Annotated in this window: 15 protein-coding genes; 6 read left to right on the top strand and 9 right to left on the bottom strand. The window is 67.6% G+C overall.

Annotated elements, in window-relative coordinates; translation table 11 throughout:
• Nucleotides 1–5 precede the first annotated feature (5 nt).
• Entirely contained in the window at nucleotides 6–347 is a 342-nt protein-coding gene (locus tag KV110_RS07435) for a DUF4873 domain-containing protein (RefSeq protein ID WP_218474572.1), read from the top strand.
• Here KV110_RS07435 and KV110_RS07430 read toward each other — a convergent pair.
• From KV110_RS07430 to KV110_RS07405, 6 genes are all read right to left on the bottom strand, one after another.
• Nucleotides 324–1,619, bottom strand: a complete 1,296-nt coding sequence (locus KV110_RS07430) for a sensor domain-containing diguanylate cyclase (RefSeq protein WP_218474569.1) — start codon at nucleotides 1,617–1,619, stop codon at nucleotides 324–326. The genes KV110_RS07435 and KV110_RS07430 overlap by 24 nt on opposite strands.
• A gap of 32 nt (nucleotides 1,620–1,651) precedes the next feature.
• On the bottom strand, nucleotides 1,652–2,461 hold the full coding sequence (locus tag KV110_RS07425; RefSeq protein ID WP_218474567.1) for an SAM-dependent methyltransferase: 810 nt from the start codon (nucleotides 2,459–2,461) through the stop codon (nucleotides 1,652–1,654).
• A 162-nt stretch (nucleotides 2,462–2,623) separates the two neighbouring features.
• Nucleotides 2,624–3,832, bottom strand: a complete 1,209-nt coding sequence (locus KV110_RS07420) for an ROK family protein (protein ID WP_218474565.1) — start codon at nucleotides 3,830–3,832, stop codon at nucleotides 2,624–2,626.
• Between the two features lie 25 nt (nucleotides 3,833–3,857).
• Complete coding sequence (locus KV110_RS07415) at nucleotides 3,858–5,093, bottom strand: sugar ABC transporter permease (RefSeq protein ID WP_218474563.1); 1,236 nt, start codon at nucleotides 5,091–5,093, stop codon at nucleotides 3,858–3,860.
• Complete coding sequence (locus KV110_RS07410) at nucleotides 5,090–5,890, bottom strand: ATP-binding cassette domain-containing protein (protein WP_218478251.1); 801 nt, start codon at nucleotides 5,888–5,890, stop codon at nucleotides 5,090–5,092. The genes KV110_RS07415 and KV110_RS07410 overlap by 4 nt, the downstream gene beginning before the upstream one ends.
• 96 nt (nucleotides 5,891–5,986) lie before the next feature.
• The gene (locus KV110_RS07405; protein ID WP_218474561.1) at nucleotides 5,987–7,066 is read right to left on the bottom strand and encodes a sugar ABC transporter substrate-binding protein; all 1,080 of its coding nucleotides are present in this window, start codon (nucleotides 7,064–7,066) and stop codon (nucleotides 5,987–5,989) included.
• A 553-nt stretch (nucleotides 7,067–7,619) separates the two neighbouring features.
• Between KV110_RS07405 and KV110_RS07400 the strand changes: the two genes are divergently transcribed.
• Nucleotides 7,620–8,561: an alpha/beta hydrolase gene (locus KV110_RS07400; protein WP_246634388.1), complete on the top strand. Its 942-nt coding sequence runs from the start codon at nucleotides 7,620–7,622 to the stop codon at nucleotides 8,559–8,561.
• A 15-nt stretch (nucleotides 8,562–8,576) separates the two neighbouring features.
• On the opposite strand, the gene KV110_RS07395 is transcribed toward KV110_RS07400, so the two are convergent.
• Together KV110_RS07395 and KV110_RS07390 are read right to left on the bottom strand one after the other, a co-directional pair.
• Nucleotides 8,577–9,332 carry a class I SAM-dependent methyltransferase gene (locus tag KV110_RS07395; RefSeq protein WP_218474559.1) on the bottom strand — a complete coding sequence of 252 codons (756 nt, stop codon included), beginning with the start codon at nucleotides 9,330–9,332 and terminating at the stop codon, nucleotides 8,577–8,579.
• Nucleotides 9,333–9,441: 109 nt separating this feature from the next.
• Complete coding sequence (locus KV110_RS07390; RefSeq protein ID WP_218474558.1) at nucleotides 9,442–10,953, bottom strand: flavin-containing monooxygenase; 1,512 nt, start codon at nucleotides 10,951–10,953, stop codon at nucleotides 9,442–9,444.
• Nucleotides 10,954–10,986: 33 nt separating this feature from the next.
• Here KV110_RS07390 and KV110_RS07385 point away from each other — a divergent pair, with 33 nt between their 5' ends.
• Together KV110_RS07385 and KV110_RS07380 are read left to right on the top strand one after the other, a co-directional pair.
• Nucleotides 10,987–12,039, top strand: a complete 1,053-nt coding sequence (locus KV110_RS07385) for an AraC family transcriptional regulator (protein WP_246634387.1) — start codon at nucleotides 10,987–10,989, stop codon at nucleotides 12,037–12,039.
• Nucleotides 11,982–15,116: an AfsR/SARP family transcriptional regulator gene (locus KV110_RS07380; RefSeq protein WP_281427748.1), complete on the top strand. Its 3,135-nt coding sequence runs from the start codon at nucleotides 11,982–11,984 to the stop codon at nucleotides 15,114–15,116. The genes KV110_RS07385 and KV110_RS07380 overlap by 58 nt, the downstream gene beginning before the upstream one ends.
• Before the next feature lie 455 nt (nucleotides 15,117–15,571).
• Here KV110_RS07380 and KV110_RS07375 read toward each other — a convergent pair whose 3' ends face one another.
• Nucleotides 15,572–17,011, bottom strand: coding sequence for an alpha/beta hydrolase (locus KV110_RS07375; RefSeq protein WP_218474555.1), 1,440 nt, complete (start codon nucleotides 17,009–17,011; stop codon nucleotides 15,572–15,574).
• 212 nt (nucleotides 17,012–17,223) lie between these two features.
• On the opposite strand from KV110_RS07375, the gene KV110_RS07370 reads away from it, so the two are divergent.
• Both KV110_RS07370 and KV110_RS07365 read left to right on the top strand, forming a co-directional pair.
• Complete coding sequence (locus KV110_RS07370) at nucleotides 17,224–17,769, top strand: YdcF family protein (RefSeq protein ID WP_218478248.1); 546 nt, start codon at nucleotides 17,224–17,226, stop codon at nucleotides 17,767–17,769.
• A 42-nt stretch (nucleotides 17,770–17,811) separates the two neighbouring features.
• Nucleotides 17,812–18,546, top strand: coding sequence for a VIT1/CCC1 transporter family protein (locus tag KV110_RS07365; RefSeq protein ID WP_218474553.1), 735 nt, complete (start codon nucleotides 17,812–17,814; stop codon nucleotides 18,544–18,546).
• The last annotated feature ends 35 nt before the right edge of the window (nucleotides 18,547–18,581 follow it).

Below are 18,581 nucleotides of genomic sequence, written 5' to 3'. Positions count from 1 at the left end.
CGACCATGGCGGATCCCGCCGAAGACCACGACTACCAGGGCCTGGCAATCGTCACCGTCGCAGGCACCGGCATCCTGGTCCAGCTCACGCTGCGCGGACACTTCCAAGGCATCGACGGAATCTATCGCTGGTATGGGCGCATTCGACCGAATCCAGCACTCGCGGCCGCGGTCGGCGAGCACGCGGACGTCGAGATCCGAACCTCCTTCGGCACCGCCCGCGCCGTCATCGGCGACATCGATTTCTGGGGCCGCTACCGAATTTCCGGCCACAGCACCCCGCCGTTCTTCGTACCCAACAGCTTGGCAGGCACGGCGAATCCGCTAATGCCGCTGTCGGAACCGTGACTCACGCGCGCCTTGCGCGGCCTTGTTGCGGTACATGGCGGTATCGGCCGCGTGCATGAGTTGGTCTGGGGCGGGGGGGACGTCGTGGAGGAAGACGGTACCGATGCTGGCGGCGACGGACACCAGATGGTTCTGCACCTCCATCGGCTGGGTCAGCGCCCGCGACAGCCAGGCGGAGACTTCGGTCAAAGTGTCCGCGCCCGGGCACTTTTCGATCAGGACGATGAATTCGTCGCCGCCGAGCCGGGCGACCAGTCCGTCGACCGGCTCGACGGCCGCGCGTAATCGCTCGCCGACAACGCGCAACACCCGGTCGCCTACCGTATGGCCCCAGACGTCGTTGATCTCCTTGAACCCGTCGAGATCGAGGTAGCACACGCCGATCGGCGGGCTCGCGTTCGCCAGCCGATCGAAGAACAAGGTGCGGTTGGGCAGACCGGTGAGGCTGTCATGGTTCGCGTCGTGCCAGAGCCGGTCGGCCAGCTGCTTGCGTTCGGTGATGTCGACGGCCACCCCGATCAGGAACCGCACCTGCCCGGCGCTGTCGCGCACCGCTGACATCGAGAGGTCGATGGTGGTGATGGCGCCATCCGGGCGCAGATGGTCGGTCTCCAGCCGGAAACGGTCGATCGCTCCGCTGAGCATTCGCTGCAGTTCGTCGAAGGCGTACCCGATGTTCGCCGGGCCGAGCAGTTCGGCCACCGACCGGCCGGGCATGACTTCCACTGGCAGGCCGAGCATTTCGGCCATGGCGACGTTCGCGTCGAGCACCTTACCGGTGACATCGATGGTGCCGATGCCGACCGAGGCGCCCGCGAAGACCGCCGCGAACCTGGCCTCCGACAGCTGCCGTTTGGCCTCGGCCTCCTGCGCGGCCGCCAAGGTGGCCACCAGCGTGGCTTCCTGTTCGGCCAGCGCCGCCGTCCGCAATGCCGCGGTGAAGCCGGCCGCGAATTCGGCGGCGACGACCACCGCGCGGTCGCGGATCCGCTCGAATTCCGGCTCGGTCCGGGTCGGGCAGAGGTCGTCCACCAGATCGTGGCAGATCACCACCACCGAACGGCTGACCGCCACCGCGTCGCGATAGTTCGCCGCGACCAGCACCGAGGCGGCATCGCGGGCGACCGTGAGGTCGGCGGTACCGAGGACCACGGCCTCGAGCGCGTCGCCGAGGTCGGTCAGCATGGCTTCGATCTGGGTCCGCGTGAGAGTGGGGGCCACCGCGCCGTCGAGCGCCTCGGCCCACTGAATCGCTAGCTCATGCGACCCCACTCAGGGACTCCCTGCCGGCTCGTGTTCGCGCTTCAGGCCTTTCGGCCGACGCCGGCCAGACCGAGCGAACGGCCCGGCGCCTCGTGCAGATCCCGCTCGGACTCCGGGCGCCAGACCGGCAGCTCGACCACGCCGGGCTCGATCAGGTCCCATCCATCGAACATAGCGACGATCCCGTCGCGATTACGGAAATGGATACCAATTCGATTCTCGGTGCTCGCGTTGGCGCCGAGCTTGCCCGCGTCGTCGGGCCGCATTTCCGAGGTCAGGTGGGAGATGGCGACGTAGCTGCCCGGCTGAACGGCGGCGCGCAGGTCGGCCACCTTCGCGACGGGCTCGTCGCTGTCCGAGAGCAGGTGCAGCACCGCGACCAGCAGCAGACCCACCGGCTGATCGAAGTCGATCAACCCGGTCTCGGCGGCCTTGCCGAGCAGCTCGGCGGGCTTGCGCAGGTCGGCTTCGATGGCGCCGGCCCGGCTGTTGCCCCGCAGAATCGCCCGCGAATGTGCGACGGCCACCGGATCGATGTCCGCGTAGAGCACTCGAATATCGGGGTCGATACCTTGCACGACTTCGTGCACATTTCCGGCTGTCGGGATCCCCGACCCGATGTCGAGGAATTGCCGAATCCCGGAATCGGCCAGGAAGCGCACCGCGCGACGCAGGAAGGCCCGGTTGCTCAGCGCCAAACGCGGCAGGTCCGGCACCAGCGTCTTGCCCATCTCGGCGGCCTTGCGGTCGATCTCGAAATTGTGCGAACCGCCCAGCAGCGCGTCGTACATTCGTGCCGGGCTCGCCTGCTGCATATCCACGCCCTCGGGCGCCCACGCCGGCCTATCCATCGAAACCCCTTATTGCTCACGATCGAAACTCGCCGACCTCAGACCGGCCGATCCACGCGGGCGTCGTGTGCTCGATCACCCGAACGGTGTTCTGCGGATAGTAGTCGGGTTTGGTGACCAGCGGGAAGCTCGCCGATGACCGTGCTCTACCCGCGCCCGATTTCACCGGCGCCCGGCGGAGATCCTGGCCAGGGTCTGTACCGGATCGGTCAGCACGTCGGTGAAGGCCAGCTCCGCGGCGCCGATCAGGGTCGCGTCGCCGCCCAGCGCCGAAGTACGCAGCTTCACCCGTTCGCGGACCGCGAGCAGGCCGTCCACCGCCACCCTGCTGCGCACCTGGGCCGCCGAGGCGAGGTAGATCTCGCGCAGCACTCCGCCGAAGACGACCATCGACGGGTTGAAGATATTGACCAGGTTGGCGACGCCGTAGCCCAGCCAATCCCCCACCTGGTGCAGGGCGTCCCTGGCGGTCGAGTCGCCGCGGGCCGCGGCCTCCACGATCGCCTCGACGGCGGCTCGGCCCGCCGGATCGGTGCGCCCGGCGGCGGCGATCAAGCCGAGCTCGCCCGCCTCGGCTTCGAGGCAGCCGCGCGATCCGCAGGCGCAGGCTCGCCCGTCCCGGTTGACGATCATGTGGCCGACCTCGCCCGCGTAGCCGCCCTCGCCGCCGAGCAGTTGTCCGCCCATGATGATGCCGCCGCCGATCCCTACGTCGCCGTGCAGGTAGATCAGGTCGGACAGGCCCGCACCGACGCCGCGCTCGCGTTCGGCGAGCGCGCCGAGATTGGCGTTGTTGCCGACCGCGACCCGAAGGTCGAGGTCGAGTTCCCGAGTCAGGCTCGCGCCGAACGGGACATCGACCCAGCCGATGTTCGGGCCGTAGCGCACGACCCCGTCTTCCTCCCGGACCATCCCGCAGAACGCCACGCCGACGCCGACACACACGCCGTCGCGGGCCGCCTTGTCGATCATGCCGCGCGCCATGGCCGCCAGTGTGCTGATCACGTCGTCGGGGTCGAAAGTGCCTCGCGGACGGTCGGTTTCGATCTGGTCGAGGACCGAGCCGCCCAAGCCGACCCGGGCCGCGGCGAGCCGGTCCGCGCCCACGTCGAGTGCGACGACGTAGATGCGGTCCGATTCCGGCCGCACCACCAGCGACGGGCGGCCCGCCCTACCGGTCTGGCCGGGCAGTTCCTCACGGATCAGCCCGGCTGCGGCGAGGTCGGCGGTCAAGGCCAGAATGGTGCTGCGGTTCAGCCCCATTCGCTCGGCGAGCGTGGCGCGCGACACCGGACCGTCGCGGTGGACGTGCCGGAGCAGCACGGCCAGGTTGCTCTTCCGAATCTCCTCGGGAGAAGAAGCTGCCCTCATTCACCGTCCTTCGCCGAGGGATGGGTTATCTACGGAGTAACGTGCGCTTACGCGACAGGGCGTCCACTCCGGCCGCCAAGAGCAGCACAAATCCTGTCACAACGAATTTCGTGCCCGCGCTGTAGCCCATCAGGCCCATTCCGTTGTCGATCACCGCGACCACGGCCGCGCCGAGGACCGCATCCAGCATGCGGCCGCGGCCGCCGAACAGACTGGTGCCGCCGATGACCGCGGCGCCGACCGCGAGCAGCAGGACGCTGCTGCCGCCGGTGTTCGGGTCGACGGAGTTGGCACGCGAGGCCGCGATCAGGCCGCCGACCGCGGCCATTGTCGAACACAGCACGAAGGCGGTGATTTTCACCCGATCCACCGTGATGCCCGCGCGCCTGGCCGCCTCGGCGTTGCCGCCGACGGCGTAGATGTGCCTGCCGAACGACGTCCGGTTGAGCACGAAGGTCCACAGCAGCAACAGGATCGCGATGAGTGGCACCACGATCGGCATGCCCTTGAGCGAGTGCAACTCCGGGTTGCGGCTGCGTTCGCCGTTGAGCACGAGCACCGCGATGCCGAGTACCACCGCCACTGCCACGATCCGCGCCACGATCACCGGTGCGGTCTCGCCGGTGAGCCCGAGTTTGGTGCGGGCCCGCAATTTTCGATATTGCAGGAACGCGAATCCGGCGACGAGAACCGTGTACATCACCCAGCCGAGCAAGGGCGGTACGTTTTTGTTCGCGATGGCGAGGATGGTGTCGTCGCGGATGGAAATGTTGCGGCCGTTGTCCATGATCTTCAGCGCGACTCCTTGCAGCGCAAGGAATGCCGCGAGCGTCACCACGAACGACGGGATGCCGATCTTCACCACGATGGTGCCGATCGTCAGCCCGATCAGCACTCCGGTGAGCAGCGAAACCAGCACCGCCACATACCAGGGCCAGCCACGATCGGTGAGCAGCACCGCGAGCACCGCCGCGCAGACGCCACTGGTGAATCCCGCCGACAGATCGATCTCGCCGAGCAGCAGCACGAAGATCAGGCCCATCGCGATCACCGCGATCGCCGCGCCCTGGGTGAACAGATTCGCGAAGTTTGCCTCGGACATGAAGACCGGGCGCGCGGCCCAGAAGACGCAGGACAGGATGACCAGGGCGAGCACCGAAGGCAGCGCGCCCATATCGCCGCTGCGTACGCGTCCGACGTAGGTGTTCACCAAATCGGAAACTGGTGGGGTTTCGGGCTTTTCCGTCAAAATGGCGCTCATCTATTGGCTCCGTTCGGGTCCAGGCCCAGTGCGCCGCTGCGGCCTGCCGTGATCAGTTCGACGACCTGTCCGTGGGTCACATCGGAGGTCCGCACCTGCGCCGCCATCCGGCCCAGGTACAGCGCGGCGATCCGATCCGAGACCGCGAAGACGTCGTTCATGTTGTGCGAGATCAGCACCACCGCGAGACCTCGGTCGGCTAGGCGGCGCACCAGCTCGAGCACCTGCTGGGTCTGCTGCACGCCGAGGGCGGCGGTCGGTTCGTCGAGGATCACCACCTTGCTGTTCCACAGCACGGCCTTCGCGATCGCCACCGTCTGGCGCTGCCCGCCGGACAGGCTCGATACCTGCTGGCGGACGCTCTTGACCGTCCGAACGGACAGGCTCGCCAACGTCTTTCCGGCCAGCTCCTCCATCGCGTACTCGTCCAGCACGATCCCGGTCTTCTTCTCCCGGCCGAGGAACATGTTCTGGACGATGTCGAGGTTGTCGCAGAGCGCGAGGTCCTGGTAGACGATCTCGATGCCGAGCGCGGCCGCGTCGCGCGGACTGTGCACCTGAACGGGATTGCCCTCGAACAGGAATTCGCCCGCGTCGATCGGGTGCGTGCCGCCGATGCATTTGACGAGCGTGGACTTTCCGGCCCCGTTGTCGCCGACCAGTGCGGTCACCTCACCCGCGTAGGCGGCGAAGGCGACGTCGTGCAAGACGTGAACCGGCCCGAAACTCTTTTCCAAGCCACGTAGTTCGACTACCGGCGTATCGGGCCCACCCGTCACCCGGCCACCACCCCTCATCGAATCGCTGCGCGATGCTTCACTCATAGTGCTGCTCCTGAGAAGGAGCCCCTTCCGCTGTGCCCTCATCGAAACGGCGGAAGGGGCTCGAGACGATCAGATGCCGTTGTCGGTGCAGAGTTTCGCGATCTCGCCGGTGCACAGCTCGGCCTTGGTGACATAACCGTCTGCGACAACGTCTTTCACGTTCGCCGCGTAGATCGGCTTGGGCTCCAACAGCACCGACGGCACGTCGGCGTTGGCCTCGGGGTCACGCACTTTGCCGTTCGCATGACCCTGTTGTCCCTTGGCCAGCGCGATGGCCAGTTCCGCCGCGGCCTCGGCTTCCTTCTTGATCGCCTTGTAGACGGTCATGCACTGGTCGCCCTTGAGGACGTTCTGCAGGCCCTGCACGGTGGCGTCCTGGCCGCTCACCGGAACCTGACCGTTGAGCTTCTGCTTCTTCAGCACCGCGATCGCCGCATTGGCCAGGCCGTCGTTGGCGGCGACCACGCCGCCGATGTTCGGCTGGCTGGTGAGCATCTGCTCGAAGATGGTGCCCGCCTGGGTGTTATCCCACTCCGGCACCGCCTGATCCGGGCCCTTCACGTACTGGCCCGCGTCGAACTTCGGCTTCAGCACCGCGTCGTAGCCGGTCTTGAGCAGGGTGGCGTTGTTGTCCGTCGGCCCGCCGTTCAGGTAGGCGACAACGGGATTGGCCGCGTTCTTGTCCGTCAGGCACTTCGCCACACCCTCGCCGAGCAGGCTGCCGACCTTCACATTGTCGAACGACACGTAGAACTGGGCGCCGCCGCCGAGCGTGAGCCGGTCGTAGTCGATCACCGTGACGCCCTGTGCCTTTGCTTTCTGGATGACCGCCTTGCCGGTGCCGCTGTCCAGGTTCGTCATCAGCAGGACCGACGCACCGTTGGTCATCATCTGATCCGCGATCGTCTGGAAGGCGTTCTTGTCACCCTGTGCGTTCTGGATGTCGGCCTTGACCCCCGCCGAGTCGAACGCCTGCTGTAGATACTTGCGGTCCGCCGTCTCCCACCGTGCCGATGTCTTGCTGTCCGGCAGGATCACCCCGATCTTGGCCCCACCACCCCCCGAATCCTTTGAATCGTCACCACAAGCAGTCAATGAAGCGAGCACGGCGACCGAGACGGCCGCAACGCCGAGAATGCCCTTACGCATGAGGGGGCCTTTCGTGGAACCACCGCCCCGGTGTCGCCCGGGCGGTCGAGGTAGAACGAATGTTGTTCGCTGCAACATATTCGACTGTGACCCACTGCACAACCTGTTCGAGCGACCAATTTGTTGTTCGAGATAACAATCAGGACACGTTCCGGTTGGCTCCTGTGCCAGATTCGGCCGTGGACCGGTCGGCCCGACAGTCTGCCGCGAGCAGTGCGGCCAGTTCGCGAGCCTCCCGCAACCAGGCGGCCCGCACCTCGCGAGTCGAGTCCGTCACCGTTCGGAACACCTGGCGGCGCACGTCATTCACGCCCACGAAGGGCAGCACGGACCACTGTGTCGGAAGGGGTAGGCACCCACTGGCAACGGTCGGCCGTTGCGGCCCGAGGGCGGACGAGAAGCACTGGTTCAGCGGGTGATTCGGTCACGTGCTTCGCGTCATGAGTTTTCGCCAATTTGCGAACAACACTATTCGTAGAGTGCCTCGGTGCTCTAGATTCAGCGCTGCGGGATCGCGCAGTTCGACGCCGATCCCGGAGGAAAGGATCGTCCGTTGCCCCGAATCAGCAGGCTCATCTTGGCCGTCGCTACCGTAATCGCCAGTCTCTTAACGCCTTTCGCGGGTGCTGGCCCGGCGCATGCCGCGGCGGGCACGGTCCGCTGGGAGACCCGTGTCAGCGATCGCATCCTCGACATCGGCGTCTCTTCGCCCAATCTCGAAGGGCCCGACTGGTCCGTCAAGGTGGTCCGTCTGCTGCTCCCACCGGGCTGGACCAAGGAAACCTCGCGCACCTGGCCCACCGTCTGGGTGCTGCACGGCGGCTTCGACGATCACAAATCCTGGACCGACAAAGGTGATCTGGAAGCGATGACCGCGGGCAAGGACGCCATCTTCGTGCTCCCCGAAACCAGCTGGTGCAGTGCGTATTCCGACTGGTACAACGACGGTCGTGGCGGTCCGCCCGCTTGGGAGAAGTACCTGCTCGACGATGTCCGCACCATCTTGGAAACCACTTATCGCGCCAACACGACCCGCGCCATCGCGGGTAATTCCATGGGCGGTCTCGGCGCCATGAAATTCGCTGCCGCGCACCAGGGTTGGTTCAACTCGGCCGCCTCCTTCAGCGGCAATGTCGACCCGCTGCACGACTCGGGCGCACCCGGCGATCCCGACAAGCCGGGGCAGGGCTGCGCCGCCGACTGGAAACGAGTCTGGGGCGATTACAAAACCAACCGCGACATCTGGGTCGCCAACAACCCGTACAGCCAGGCCGCCAACCTCACCGGCATTCCGCTGTTCGTCTCCTACGGCAAGGCAGGCACCGTCGAATCCCTCGTCTACGAACAGAACTACCGCTTCGTCGACCGCCTCCAACAACTAGGTGCCCGAGTCGACGAACGCTACGAGCCGAGCCACGGACACGACTGGGCAGCCTGGAAGGTGCAGATGCGCAACGCCCTCCGCATGCTGCTCACCTCGGTGGGAGTCGGCTGACCGCCCTGGTCGCGATCAGGCGGTTCGACGCAGCACCGCTTGATACTCCCAGGCGTCCCAGAGCGGGTGTGTCGCCGAATACCGTTGGTCTGGACGAAGTTCCGTGCCGTCGAGTTCCATCCGCTCGACGGCAAGTCCGGTGCCTTCGACCAGCAGCAGCAGATCGGCGGGGGTGTAGCAGCGCCCGAACTGATCGAGGGCTTCGGACTCCTTGCCGACCGGCCACCACCGGTCGTTGAACCGGCTCGTCACCGGGTCGTAGTCGTTGGAGTTCGCGAGTTCGACGACATACTTCTCGTGGTCGAGTTCACCCGCGACGCGGGCCCATTTCCATGGGCTGAACACATCGACGATCATCGCCCCGCCCGGCCGCAACCATTCTGCGCTGACCCGGCGCAACAAGGCGCGCTGTTCCGCGTCGGTGCCGACACCGAACCCGTTCCAATACACCACGCAATCGAACTGCTCACCGAGCTCGACCGCGTAGAAGTCACCCTCGACGATCCGCAGATCCCGCCCCGCCACCTCCCCCGCGCGTTCGCTCGCCTGCCGCGCCCGCACCGAGCTCAGCTCCACCGCCACCACGGAATAGCCGAGATCGGCCGTCACCACCGCAGTCGTTCCGCTCCCCGCCCCCAACTCCAGCACCCGTTCGACCCCGGTCCCCGCCAGTCGCGCGATGGACTCCGCGCGCCGCCGATCCGACTCCCGCACCGCCTGCGGCCCCCACCACTGCGGCGCGGTATCGAAGAAGCGCTGCACCCAATCCATTCCCGACCACCCCATCCAGTAGGTCACCACCCAACGGCGACAAGCCAATCGGCCGACCCCTGGAATCGTGCCCTACCTCCGCTACGACGGACACCGAATATTCACGGCGTCAGTGGGCGGTGGTGAGGGTCGGTTGGGGTAGGGCGGATTTTGGGGTGGCGGTGAGGGTTTTGGTGAGGTTGGTGCGGAGGGTGGTGGCGGAGTCGAGGAGGTAGTTCTGGCGGACCTTCCAGGGGTGGCGGTCGCCCTGGCGGGGGAACTCGGCGATCGAGCGCTGGATGTAGCCGGAGGCGAGGTCGAGGAGTGGTTGCTCGGTGAGGTTGCCGTCCGGCTTCGGGACAACGGCGGCGTAACCGCGTCGGTCCATGTGGTTGAGGATCTTGCAGACCAGGCGGGAGCTGAGGTCGGCGCGCAGCGTCCAGGAGGCGTTGGTGTAGCCGACGCAGACGGCGAAGTTGGGCAGGCCGGTGATCATGGCGCCCTGCCAGACGAACTGATCGGATAGGACGACCGGTTGGCCATCGACGCGCGGTGCGATGCCGCCGAGGGGCAGCATTTGCAGACCGGTGGCGGTGACGACGATGTCGGCCCGCAGGATTCGGCCCGACTTCAGCCGAATACCTTCCGGCACAAAGGTATCGATGTGGTCGGTGACGACCTCGGCTTTGTCCTTCTTCATGGCCTTGAAGAAGTCCGCGTTGGGGACGGCGCACAGGCGCTGGTCCCACGGATTGTAGGTGGGGGTGAAGTGTTCGGCTACGGCCTTCTCGTCCTTGAGAATTCGGGTGGTCAGGCCGGTGAGCAGCTTGCGCGCGGAGTCCGGGCGGCGACGGCAGTACTGGTAGAAGCCGATGGCGAACAGGATGTTCTTGGTGCGAATCAGCCGGTGCGCCAGGTTCGGCGGCAGCAGCTCGCGGATCTTGTCGGCGTACTTGTCCCGACCGGGAATCGCGCTGATCCAGGTCGGGCTGCGCTGCAACATGGTCACCCGTTCGGCCTGCTTAGCCATCGCGGGCACGAGGGTGACCGCGGTGGCGCCGCTGCCGATCACGATGACCCGCTTACCGGTGTAGTCGAGATCCTCCGGCCAGAACTGGGGGTGCACCACCTGCCCGGAAAACGAGGAAAGGCCGGGGAATTCGGGCGTGTAGCCGCGGTCGTAGTCGTAGTAACCCGCACACGCGTACAGGAAGCCACAGGTCAGCTCGCGCCGCGAGACGTTGCCCGCCGCGTCGCGCTCTTCGAGAGTCAGTGTCCAGCGGGCGGTTTCGCTCGACCAGTCGGCGGCGATCACCTTGGTCGAGTAGCGGATGTGCCGGTCGATGCCGAACTCGGCGGCGGTTTCGTTGATATACCGGCGAATCGACGTCCCGTCGGCGATCGACTCGGCATCGCGCCACGGCTTGAACGGGTAGCCGAGGGTGAACATGTCGGAGTCGGAGCGGATACCGGGATAGCGGAACAGATCCCAGGTGCCACCCATCGCGGCGCGGGCCTCGACGATGGCGTAGGTCTTGCCGCGGCACTCGGTCTGCAACCGGTAGGCGGCACCGATACCGGACAGTCCGGCGCCAATGATCACGACGTCGAGGTGTTCGGGGGCTACGACGGTCTCGTTCATAGTTCCAGTCTGGGACCGAATGGAGCCACGCTCTTGACTTTGTGCGACAACTATTTGATTCTGGACGACATGTCGGTGATCCGCTCCGCGGGACTGCGCGGGTTCCGCGCGACGGTGGCCGAGCTCGGCGCAAATGCCGAGCAGTTCGCCACCGCGTGCGGGCTGCCGATCGCCGCGCTCGACACCGACGATCTCTTGATCCCCGACCACGCACTGGCGGCCGTGCTGGAGTTGGCCGCACAACAGCTGGACTGCCCGGACCTCGGCTTGCGGATTTCCCGCCGACAAGACCTCGACATGCTCGGCCCGCTGGCACTGGCCATCCGGAACTCGCCGTCGCTGACACACGTGCTGGAATGCACGGCGCGCTACCTGTTCCTGCACGCCCGCGCCCTCACGCTGACCCCGGAGCCGGACCCGTACGGCGATCGCGGCGTGATCGCGCTACGTTATGGCCTGCCCCCGGGATTCCCGACGCCCATCCAAGGCACGGATCTCGGACTCGCGTTCGTGCACCGCACAATTCAGCGTCTGGTCGACCACAGCTATGGCCTGCTCTCGGTCGAGTTGCCGTACCACCCCGCGGCCCCGATCGCCCGCTACGAGGAATTCTTCGGCGCACCGATACGGATAAACCGGCCGTACGCTGCCTTGCGTGTGCCGCGCAATCTGCCGACCCGACCGCTGAGCGGCGGTGACGAAAACCTGCACCGGTTGGCGATGGCATTCCTGGCGGAGCAGGCGGGCGGCGCCGACGCCTCGGTGGTGACCGAGGTGCGCGCCACCGTCCAACAGCTGCTCGGCACCATCCCGCCCGAAATCGGCGCCGTCGCAAGGCTGCTGACCGTCCATCCACGTACACTGCAACGCCGCCTCGCCGCGGAAGGCACCTCGTTCGCCACGATTCTCGACGAAGCCCGGCGCGACGAAGCCCGCCGCTATCTCACCACCACCGACATGCCCATGAGCCAGGTCGCATCCCTCATCGGCCTGTCCGAGCAGTCCACCTTCACCCGCTGCGCCCGACGATGGTGGGGCACCACACCTACCGCGATACGCCGCGCCGGGGCGCCCGCCAAGGCGTGACCTCGAGGTCCACAGCTTTCATAATCAAGGGGACATGGTGGCGGCATCGCCCGAGAGCACAGCAGATATCTGGTTGGTCTCGGTCACCCGGTGCACGAGGCAACACGGCGGGACGCCACGTACACTCCCAGCGTTCGGGAGGTCGGTTGTTGCACTTCGTTGTGTTGGGGGAGGTCAGGGGGTGGCGCGGGGAGGCGCCGCTCCAGCTGGGGCCGCCGCAGCGTCGGGCCGTGTTGGCGGCCCTGCTCTTACGTGCCGGGAACGCGGTGACGGCGGCCGAATTGGTCGAGGGCATCTGGGGTGAGCGGCCGGTGCCGCGCGCGATCGCCGCGCTGCGCACCCATGTCGCGCAGCTGCGCCGGACGCTGGAACCGGATCGGCCGACGCGTGGGCCGTCGACGGTGCTGGTGTCGATCGGGGACGGTTACGCGCTGCGGATACCGCCCGGCGCGACCGACGTGGCGCAGGTGGAGCGACTCGTCGCCGCGGCAGGCCAGGTTCGCGACAGCGATCCCGCTGCCGCGCGGGCGAATCTGGTTGCCGCGCTCGGCAAGTGGCAAGGGTCAGCGCTGAGCGGGCTGCCGGGCCCGTTCGCGGAGCGGCAGCGATCACGGCTGGAGCAGTGGCGGCTGGCCATTCTGGAGGATCGGCTCGCCCTCGACATCGAGACCGGCCGCAGCTCCGACGCGGTCGCCGAGCTCGGCCCGCTGATCGAGGAACATCCACTGCGCGAACGGTTCCGGGCGCTGTTGATGACCGCGCTGTATCACTGCGGCCGCCAGTCGGACGCCCTCGACGCCTACGCGCAGGCCCGCCGCGCATTGGTGGACGGGGTCGGCGTCGAGCCGGGCCCGGAGCTGACGGTGGTGCACGAACGGATCCTGCGCGGCGCGATGCCCGAGATCGCCGAGCCCCGCTCGATGGCCGAGCTCCGTACTGACCGCGGACGCGGCTCGACGATCGAACCGTCCGCGCAAACCGATCACGGCGCCGAACCGGTGCCTGCCCAGTTACCGCCCGACATCGCCGATTTCACCGGCCGCGAGCGACTGGTCGACGAGTTGGCGGCACAACTGACCGGTGCGGGCAGTGCGGTGGCGATCTCCGCGGTCGGCGGCATGGGCGGCGTCGGCAAGACAACCCTCGCCCTGCACGTCGCGCATCGGGTGCGGGATCGGTTCCCGGATGGGCAGTTGTACGCGAATCTGCACGGCGTCGACCCGGTGCCCACTCCCCCTGGCGCCGCGCTCGGTGGCTTTCTGCGCGCGCTCGGTGTCGCCGAGGGCGACATTCCGTCCACGGTCGACGAACGTGCGGCCGAGCTGCGAACCCGATTGTCCGGCAAGCGAATACTCATGGTGCTCGACAATGCCCGCGACTACGCGCAGGTCGAACCGCTGCTCGCCGGGTCGGCGGTGCTGATCACCAGCCGGTCCGCGCTGACCGAACTGCCCGCGGTGACCCGCACCCGGCTCGACGTGCTCGAAGCGGCCGAGGCGACGGCACTGCTCGTTCGCATTCTCGGTGCGGAACGCGTTGCCGCCGAGGCGGAATCGGCACAGGAAGTGGTCGCGCTGTGCGGTTACCTGCCGCTGGCGGTTCGCATCGTCGGTGCGCGGCTGGCGGTGCGACCGCGGTGGACGATCGCCTCGTTCGCGGAACGACTGGCCGATGAGAAGAGCAGGCTGGACGTACTTAAGACGGGCGAGCTGGCAGTGGAGGCGGCGTTCCGGCTCGGCTACGGGCAGTTGACCGACGAGCAGGCCAGGGCATTTCGCACGCTGGCGCTCGCGGACGTGCCCGATCTCCCGCTCGACGGTGTCGCGGCGGTCCTCGGCGTCGCCGAGCCGGACGCGGAGCGGGTATGCGAATCCCTCGTCGACCTGAGCCTGCTGGAGACCACCACACCCGGCCGGTACCGATTCCACGATCTACTGCGGCTTTTCGCGCGTAGCGTCGCCGACGAGGACGAATCCGCCGTGCTGGTCCGGGTACTCGACTTCTATCTGGCCGGCGCGAAGAACCTGCTCAGCGCGATCGACTACAGCAATACGACGCGGCTGCTCGTCCCGACCACCGTCCCCGGCCGCGCGTTCGCGGGCGGCTCGGAAGGGCAGGCGTGGAACGACATCGAGCGCCCGGTGGTCATCGCGTTGCATCAGCAGGCGGCGCGGATCGGCGGTCGCGCCCTCGACGTGGCGGCCGATCTCGCCTGGGTGATGGCCGAGTTGATGGACGCGGGCACGAGCGCACGTGAGCTGTCCCGCGCCCTGGAGTCGTTGCTGGACACCGCGATCGCGGAAGACAACCTGGCCGCGGAGCGCCGCATCAGGACGGCGCTCGGCGCCCTGCTGCAGGTCGGGCTCGGCGAGGTCGAGGCGAGTCTGCCGCATCTGCACGCGGTATCCGGGCCACCGGCGAGCGATGTCGACCGGCGGCTGTCGGTGCTCGCGTCGGTGCTGCTCGGCGTCGCGGCGCGGCGAATGGGCGACGCGGTCGCCTCGCGCCGGCATTTCGAGCACGCGACGCAACTCACCCGCACCCTCGGTGACCGCTCCATGGAAGCGTGGTGCCTGGCACTGGTCACCCGAACCTTCTGCGCGGCCGGGCAATACACCGAGGCGGTGGAAATGGGGCAGCGGGCCATCGCGCTCGCTCGCGAGTCCTCGAATCCCGTCGCACTCGGCTGGGCGACGCACGAGCTGGCGGCCACCCTGTCGATGCGCGGCGAACACCGGCGCGCGATCGAGCTCGGCATCGAGGCGGTGCGGCTAGCGCAGCGCAACGGTGTCCGGTTGTGGGAGGGTTGGGCGCGTACCAGGCTGGCGCAGATTCAGCTGCAGGCGGGCAATGTGGCCGAGGCGGAGACGCATGCCGCCGAGGCACTGCAGTTGCTGACCAAGGCCGCCGACCCGATCGATCGGGCGCGCGCCATGGCGTTGCACGCCGCGGCGCTGGCGGCGCGGGGCAGTCCGGAACGTGCCGAGCGGGAATTCGGCGAATCCGCCGAGATCTTCAAGCGCTCGGGATTGCCGCCACCGACCATCGACCAGCTGTTCGGCCCCGCCGAAGACTAACTCACCGGCGCGCGATAACGAACGTTGATTCGTTATTTATCGGGCACTGAACCGCAGCTGGCACGCTGCCTTGTCGAGAAGAACACCATTGCCAGTGGTGGACAGGAGATGAGCCGTGCGGACCTGCGACCGCCCGGAACCGAGACCGGGCGGCGGGCCGGGACCGCGTCGACTCGCGCTCGAGGGGTGCGCGAGGCGCATAGCGTGCCCGCTCCCTCGCCGACGAACGTGACCGACGCCAGGCGGAGCGCAGCACGGACGCGCAGACGGGTCGGCGCACTGGGCTCGAATCTCCTGTCCGCCACACCTCCCCCCGTACCGATCGAATCTTGGTGTGCCTGATCGTATCGGTATCGGGGTGAACCGCACAGTATTTCGGCGGTGGAAAACGGCGCTGATGGCGTGGGAGTGACTCGCCCCCAGATGGTTTCGCGTTCAACGAATGACGAGCGGGCTTACCGGCAGACGGCTCCGCGTTCCGGCACGACACCGTCGCGCAGGTAGGCGTTCACCAGGTGGTCGACGCAGTCGTTCCCGCCGCCGTACGCGCCGTGACCGACGCCGTGATAGGTCACCAGGACACCGGAGGCCAGCGCCCGCGCCAGTTCCGATACCCAATCGATCGGCGCCTCCGGATCACCGGTGTTGCCGATCAACACGATCGGCGCGGCGCCCGCGCCACTGATCGGCGCCCGGCCGACGCCGTGGACCGGCCAGTATGTGCACTCGGCAAGGCGCAGCCCGGTGAGTTCGCCGAAACGTGGTGAGACACCGGCGAACTCAGGCATGAACCCGCGGATCTGGGCGACCGTGTAGTGATCTGGGTAGTCGGCACAGTTCGCGGCGGTGTTGATCGAAGCGAAGTTCGACTGCGAGCCGTCGGGGCGGCGGCCCGCGAACAGGTCCGCGTAGCCGACGAGTTCGGTGCCGTCGCCCGCGAAGGCGCGGTCGAGCGCGGTGATGAGGTGCGGCCAGGCTTCCGGCGCCGCCACCCCGAGGCCGAGTCCCGCCGTCGCGACCGACCGGGTGAGCGGAGTGCCGCGAGCGGTCGGCAACGGTGACACTTCGGTTCGGGCGAGAATCTCGTCCACCCGATCCAGTGCCTGCTGTTCTGTGCCGCCGAGCGGGCAATTTCCCTGGGCCACACAGAAATCGAGAAACTGCCGCAACGCGATCTCACTGCCAGCGGACTGATCGAGCAGGCTCTGCCGGAACGTACGCAACGGCGTGCCCGGCGCGTCGAGCAGCATGCGGCCGACTCGCTGCGGAAACAGCGTCGCGTAGGCGGCGCCGAGTTGCCCACCGTAGGAGACGCCGAGGTAGTTGAGCTTGTCGTCGCCGACCGCGGCGCGGACGAGGTCGATATCGCGCGCGGAATCGAACAGCCCGATGTGCGGCAGCAACGCCGCAGATGTCGCGGCACACGAATCGGTGAACCGCCTGCTGCTCGCGTCGACGGCCACCCATTCGGCGTCGGTGCGCGGAACACGGTCGGGCAGTGCGCCATCCGAGCAGCGCACCGGTGAGCTGCGGCCGACGCCGCGGGGATCCCAGGACACCAGGTCGTAGCGGTCGAGCAGGGCCGCGAACCGAGATGCCGCCCCTACCACGGTTTCCAGGCCGGAACCGCCGGGCCCACCAGGGTTGTAGACCAGCGATCCGAGCCGCTTGGCCGGATCTGCGCTGCGGGTGCGGATCAGCGCGAGTTCTATCGTGCCCGCGTCGGGATCGCGGTGGTCGCGAGGTGCGCTGATGGTCGCGCATTCCCATATCCGCCCGTCACCGGCGATGCCATCACACGGCGACCAGGCCGGGTCGGTGCGCCGCGGCGGTTCGCCCGCACAGGACCCGGTCAGCAGCGCCAGCACCGCGAGCAGCACACCGAACCACCGCATCACTGATCCCCGCCTTTCTCAGCACGGCTGTATTGCCAAATGAAAGTTAACACTGGCTGTGGCCGACCGGTCGTCGTCAATGTGCGGTGACGAGCTCTACGACAGCACAGCCGAACTCGTCACTGGACGACGCGGGAGCCGTCCGTGCGCGGCCGACCGCGGAAGGGCTTCGTGCCTTCGGCCCGCGCCGGGGCTTCGGTATCGTCGGCGTGGTGCCCGGCCTGCGACGAGCTGGAATTTTCTTCGGAGCCCTGCTCGCCCTAGTCGTGTTGATCGGGCTCGCGGGTCTGCCGGTGTACGTCTATCCGCAAACCGACCCGCTGCGCCGGGCGGACGCGATAGTGGTGCTCGGCGGCACCGCCTACGAACGCTTCGACCTCGGGCTCGATCTGGCCCGCCGGGGATACGCTCCGACACTAGTGATTTCGCGCTCCACCGGGCTCGACGACCATGAGATGGACAAGTACTGCGCGGGCCGATTCGACTTCACCGTCAGCTGTTTCGTCCCCGATCCGTGGACGACCGAGGGCGAGGCGCAGGAAATCGGGCGGCGGGCAGCGCGATTCGGCTGGCGGCACATCATCGTGGTGACCTACACACCGCACGTGTCGCGGGCACGCTACATCGTGTCGAAGTGCTTCGACGGCGAGCTGACCATGGTGGCCAGCCCGAGCGCCGCCGGACCGCGCTTCTGGACCTGGATGTACATCAGGCAGTCGGCGGGATATCTGCGGGCGTTGCTGTCGCCGGGCTGCTGAGGCTACCGGTCAGGCGGACGAACTTCGCTTAGTCTTCGCCTCATGGACGAAACGACCAGCGAACCCACCGCGGGCGCGCACCCGCACGAGCCGCACGCCGAAGGGCTGGCGTCCAAGCTGAACTGGTTGCGCGCCGGGGTGCTCGGCGCGAACGACGGCATCGTGTCCACGGCCGGTTTGGTCGTCGGTGTCGCCGCGGCGACTACTAGCACCGGGGCCATCTTCACCGCGGGCATCGCGGGGCTGTCGGCGGGCGCGATCTCGATGGCGGTCGGCGAATACGTGTCGGTCAGCACCCAGCGCGACTCCGAGCGGGCGCTGCTCGCCAAGGAGCGCAAGGAGCTGCGCGAGGAACCGGAGTACGAGCTGAACGAGCTGGCGGGCATCTACCAATCCAAAGGCTTGTCCGCGGCAACGGCCCGCAAGGTCGCCGAGGAGCTCACCGCGCACGACGCGTTCACCGCACACGCCGAAGCCGAACTCGGGCTGAAACCGGACGAATTGACGAATCCGTGGCAGGCGGCGTTCTCCTCGGCGGTGTCGTTCACCCTCGGCGCGTTGCTGCCGCTGCTGGCCATCCTGCTGCCGCCGGTTCCGGCCCGCATCCCGGTCACCTTCGCCGCCGTGCTCGTCGCGCTCGCGGTCACCGGCTCGGTCAGTGCCCGGCTCGGCGGCAGCGCCCGCGGCCGCGCGGTACTGCGGGTGGTGGTCGGTGGTGCCCTGGCCATGGCGGTCACCTACGGCATCGGGCAACTCGCCGGCGTCGCCGGGATCTGATGCGGCCGGGACGGTTTCCGGATCCGCTGTTCCGG

The organism is Nocardia iowensis (assembly GCF_019222765.1).
Lineage (GTDB): Bacteria > Actinomycetota > Actinomycetes > Mycobacteriales > Mycobacteriaceae > Nocardia > Nocardia iowensis.
This window is presented reverse-complemented; position numbering and strand designations above follow the sequence as displayed.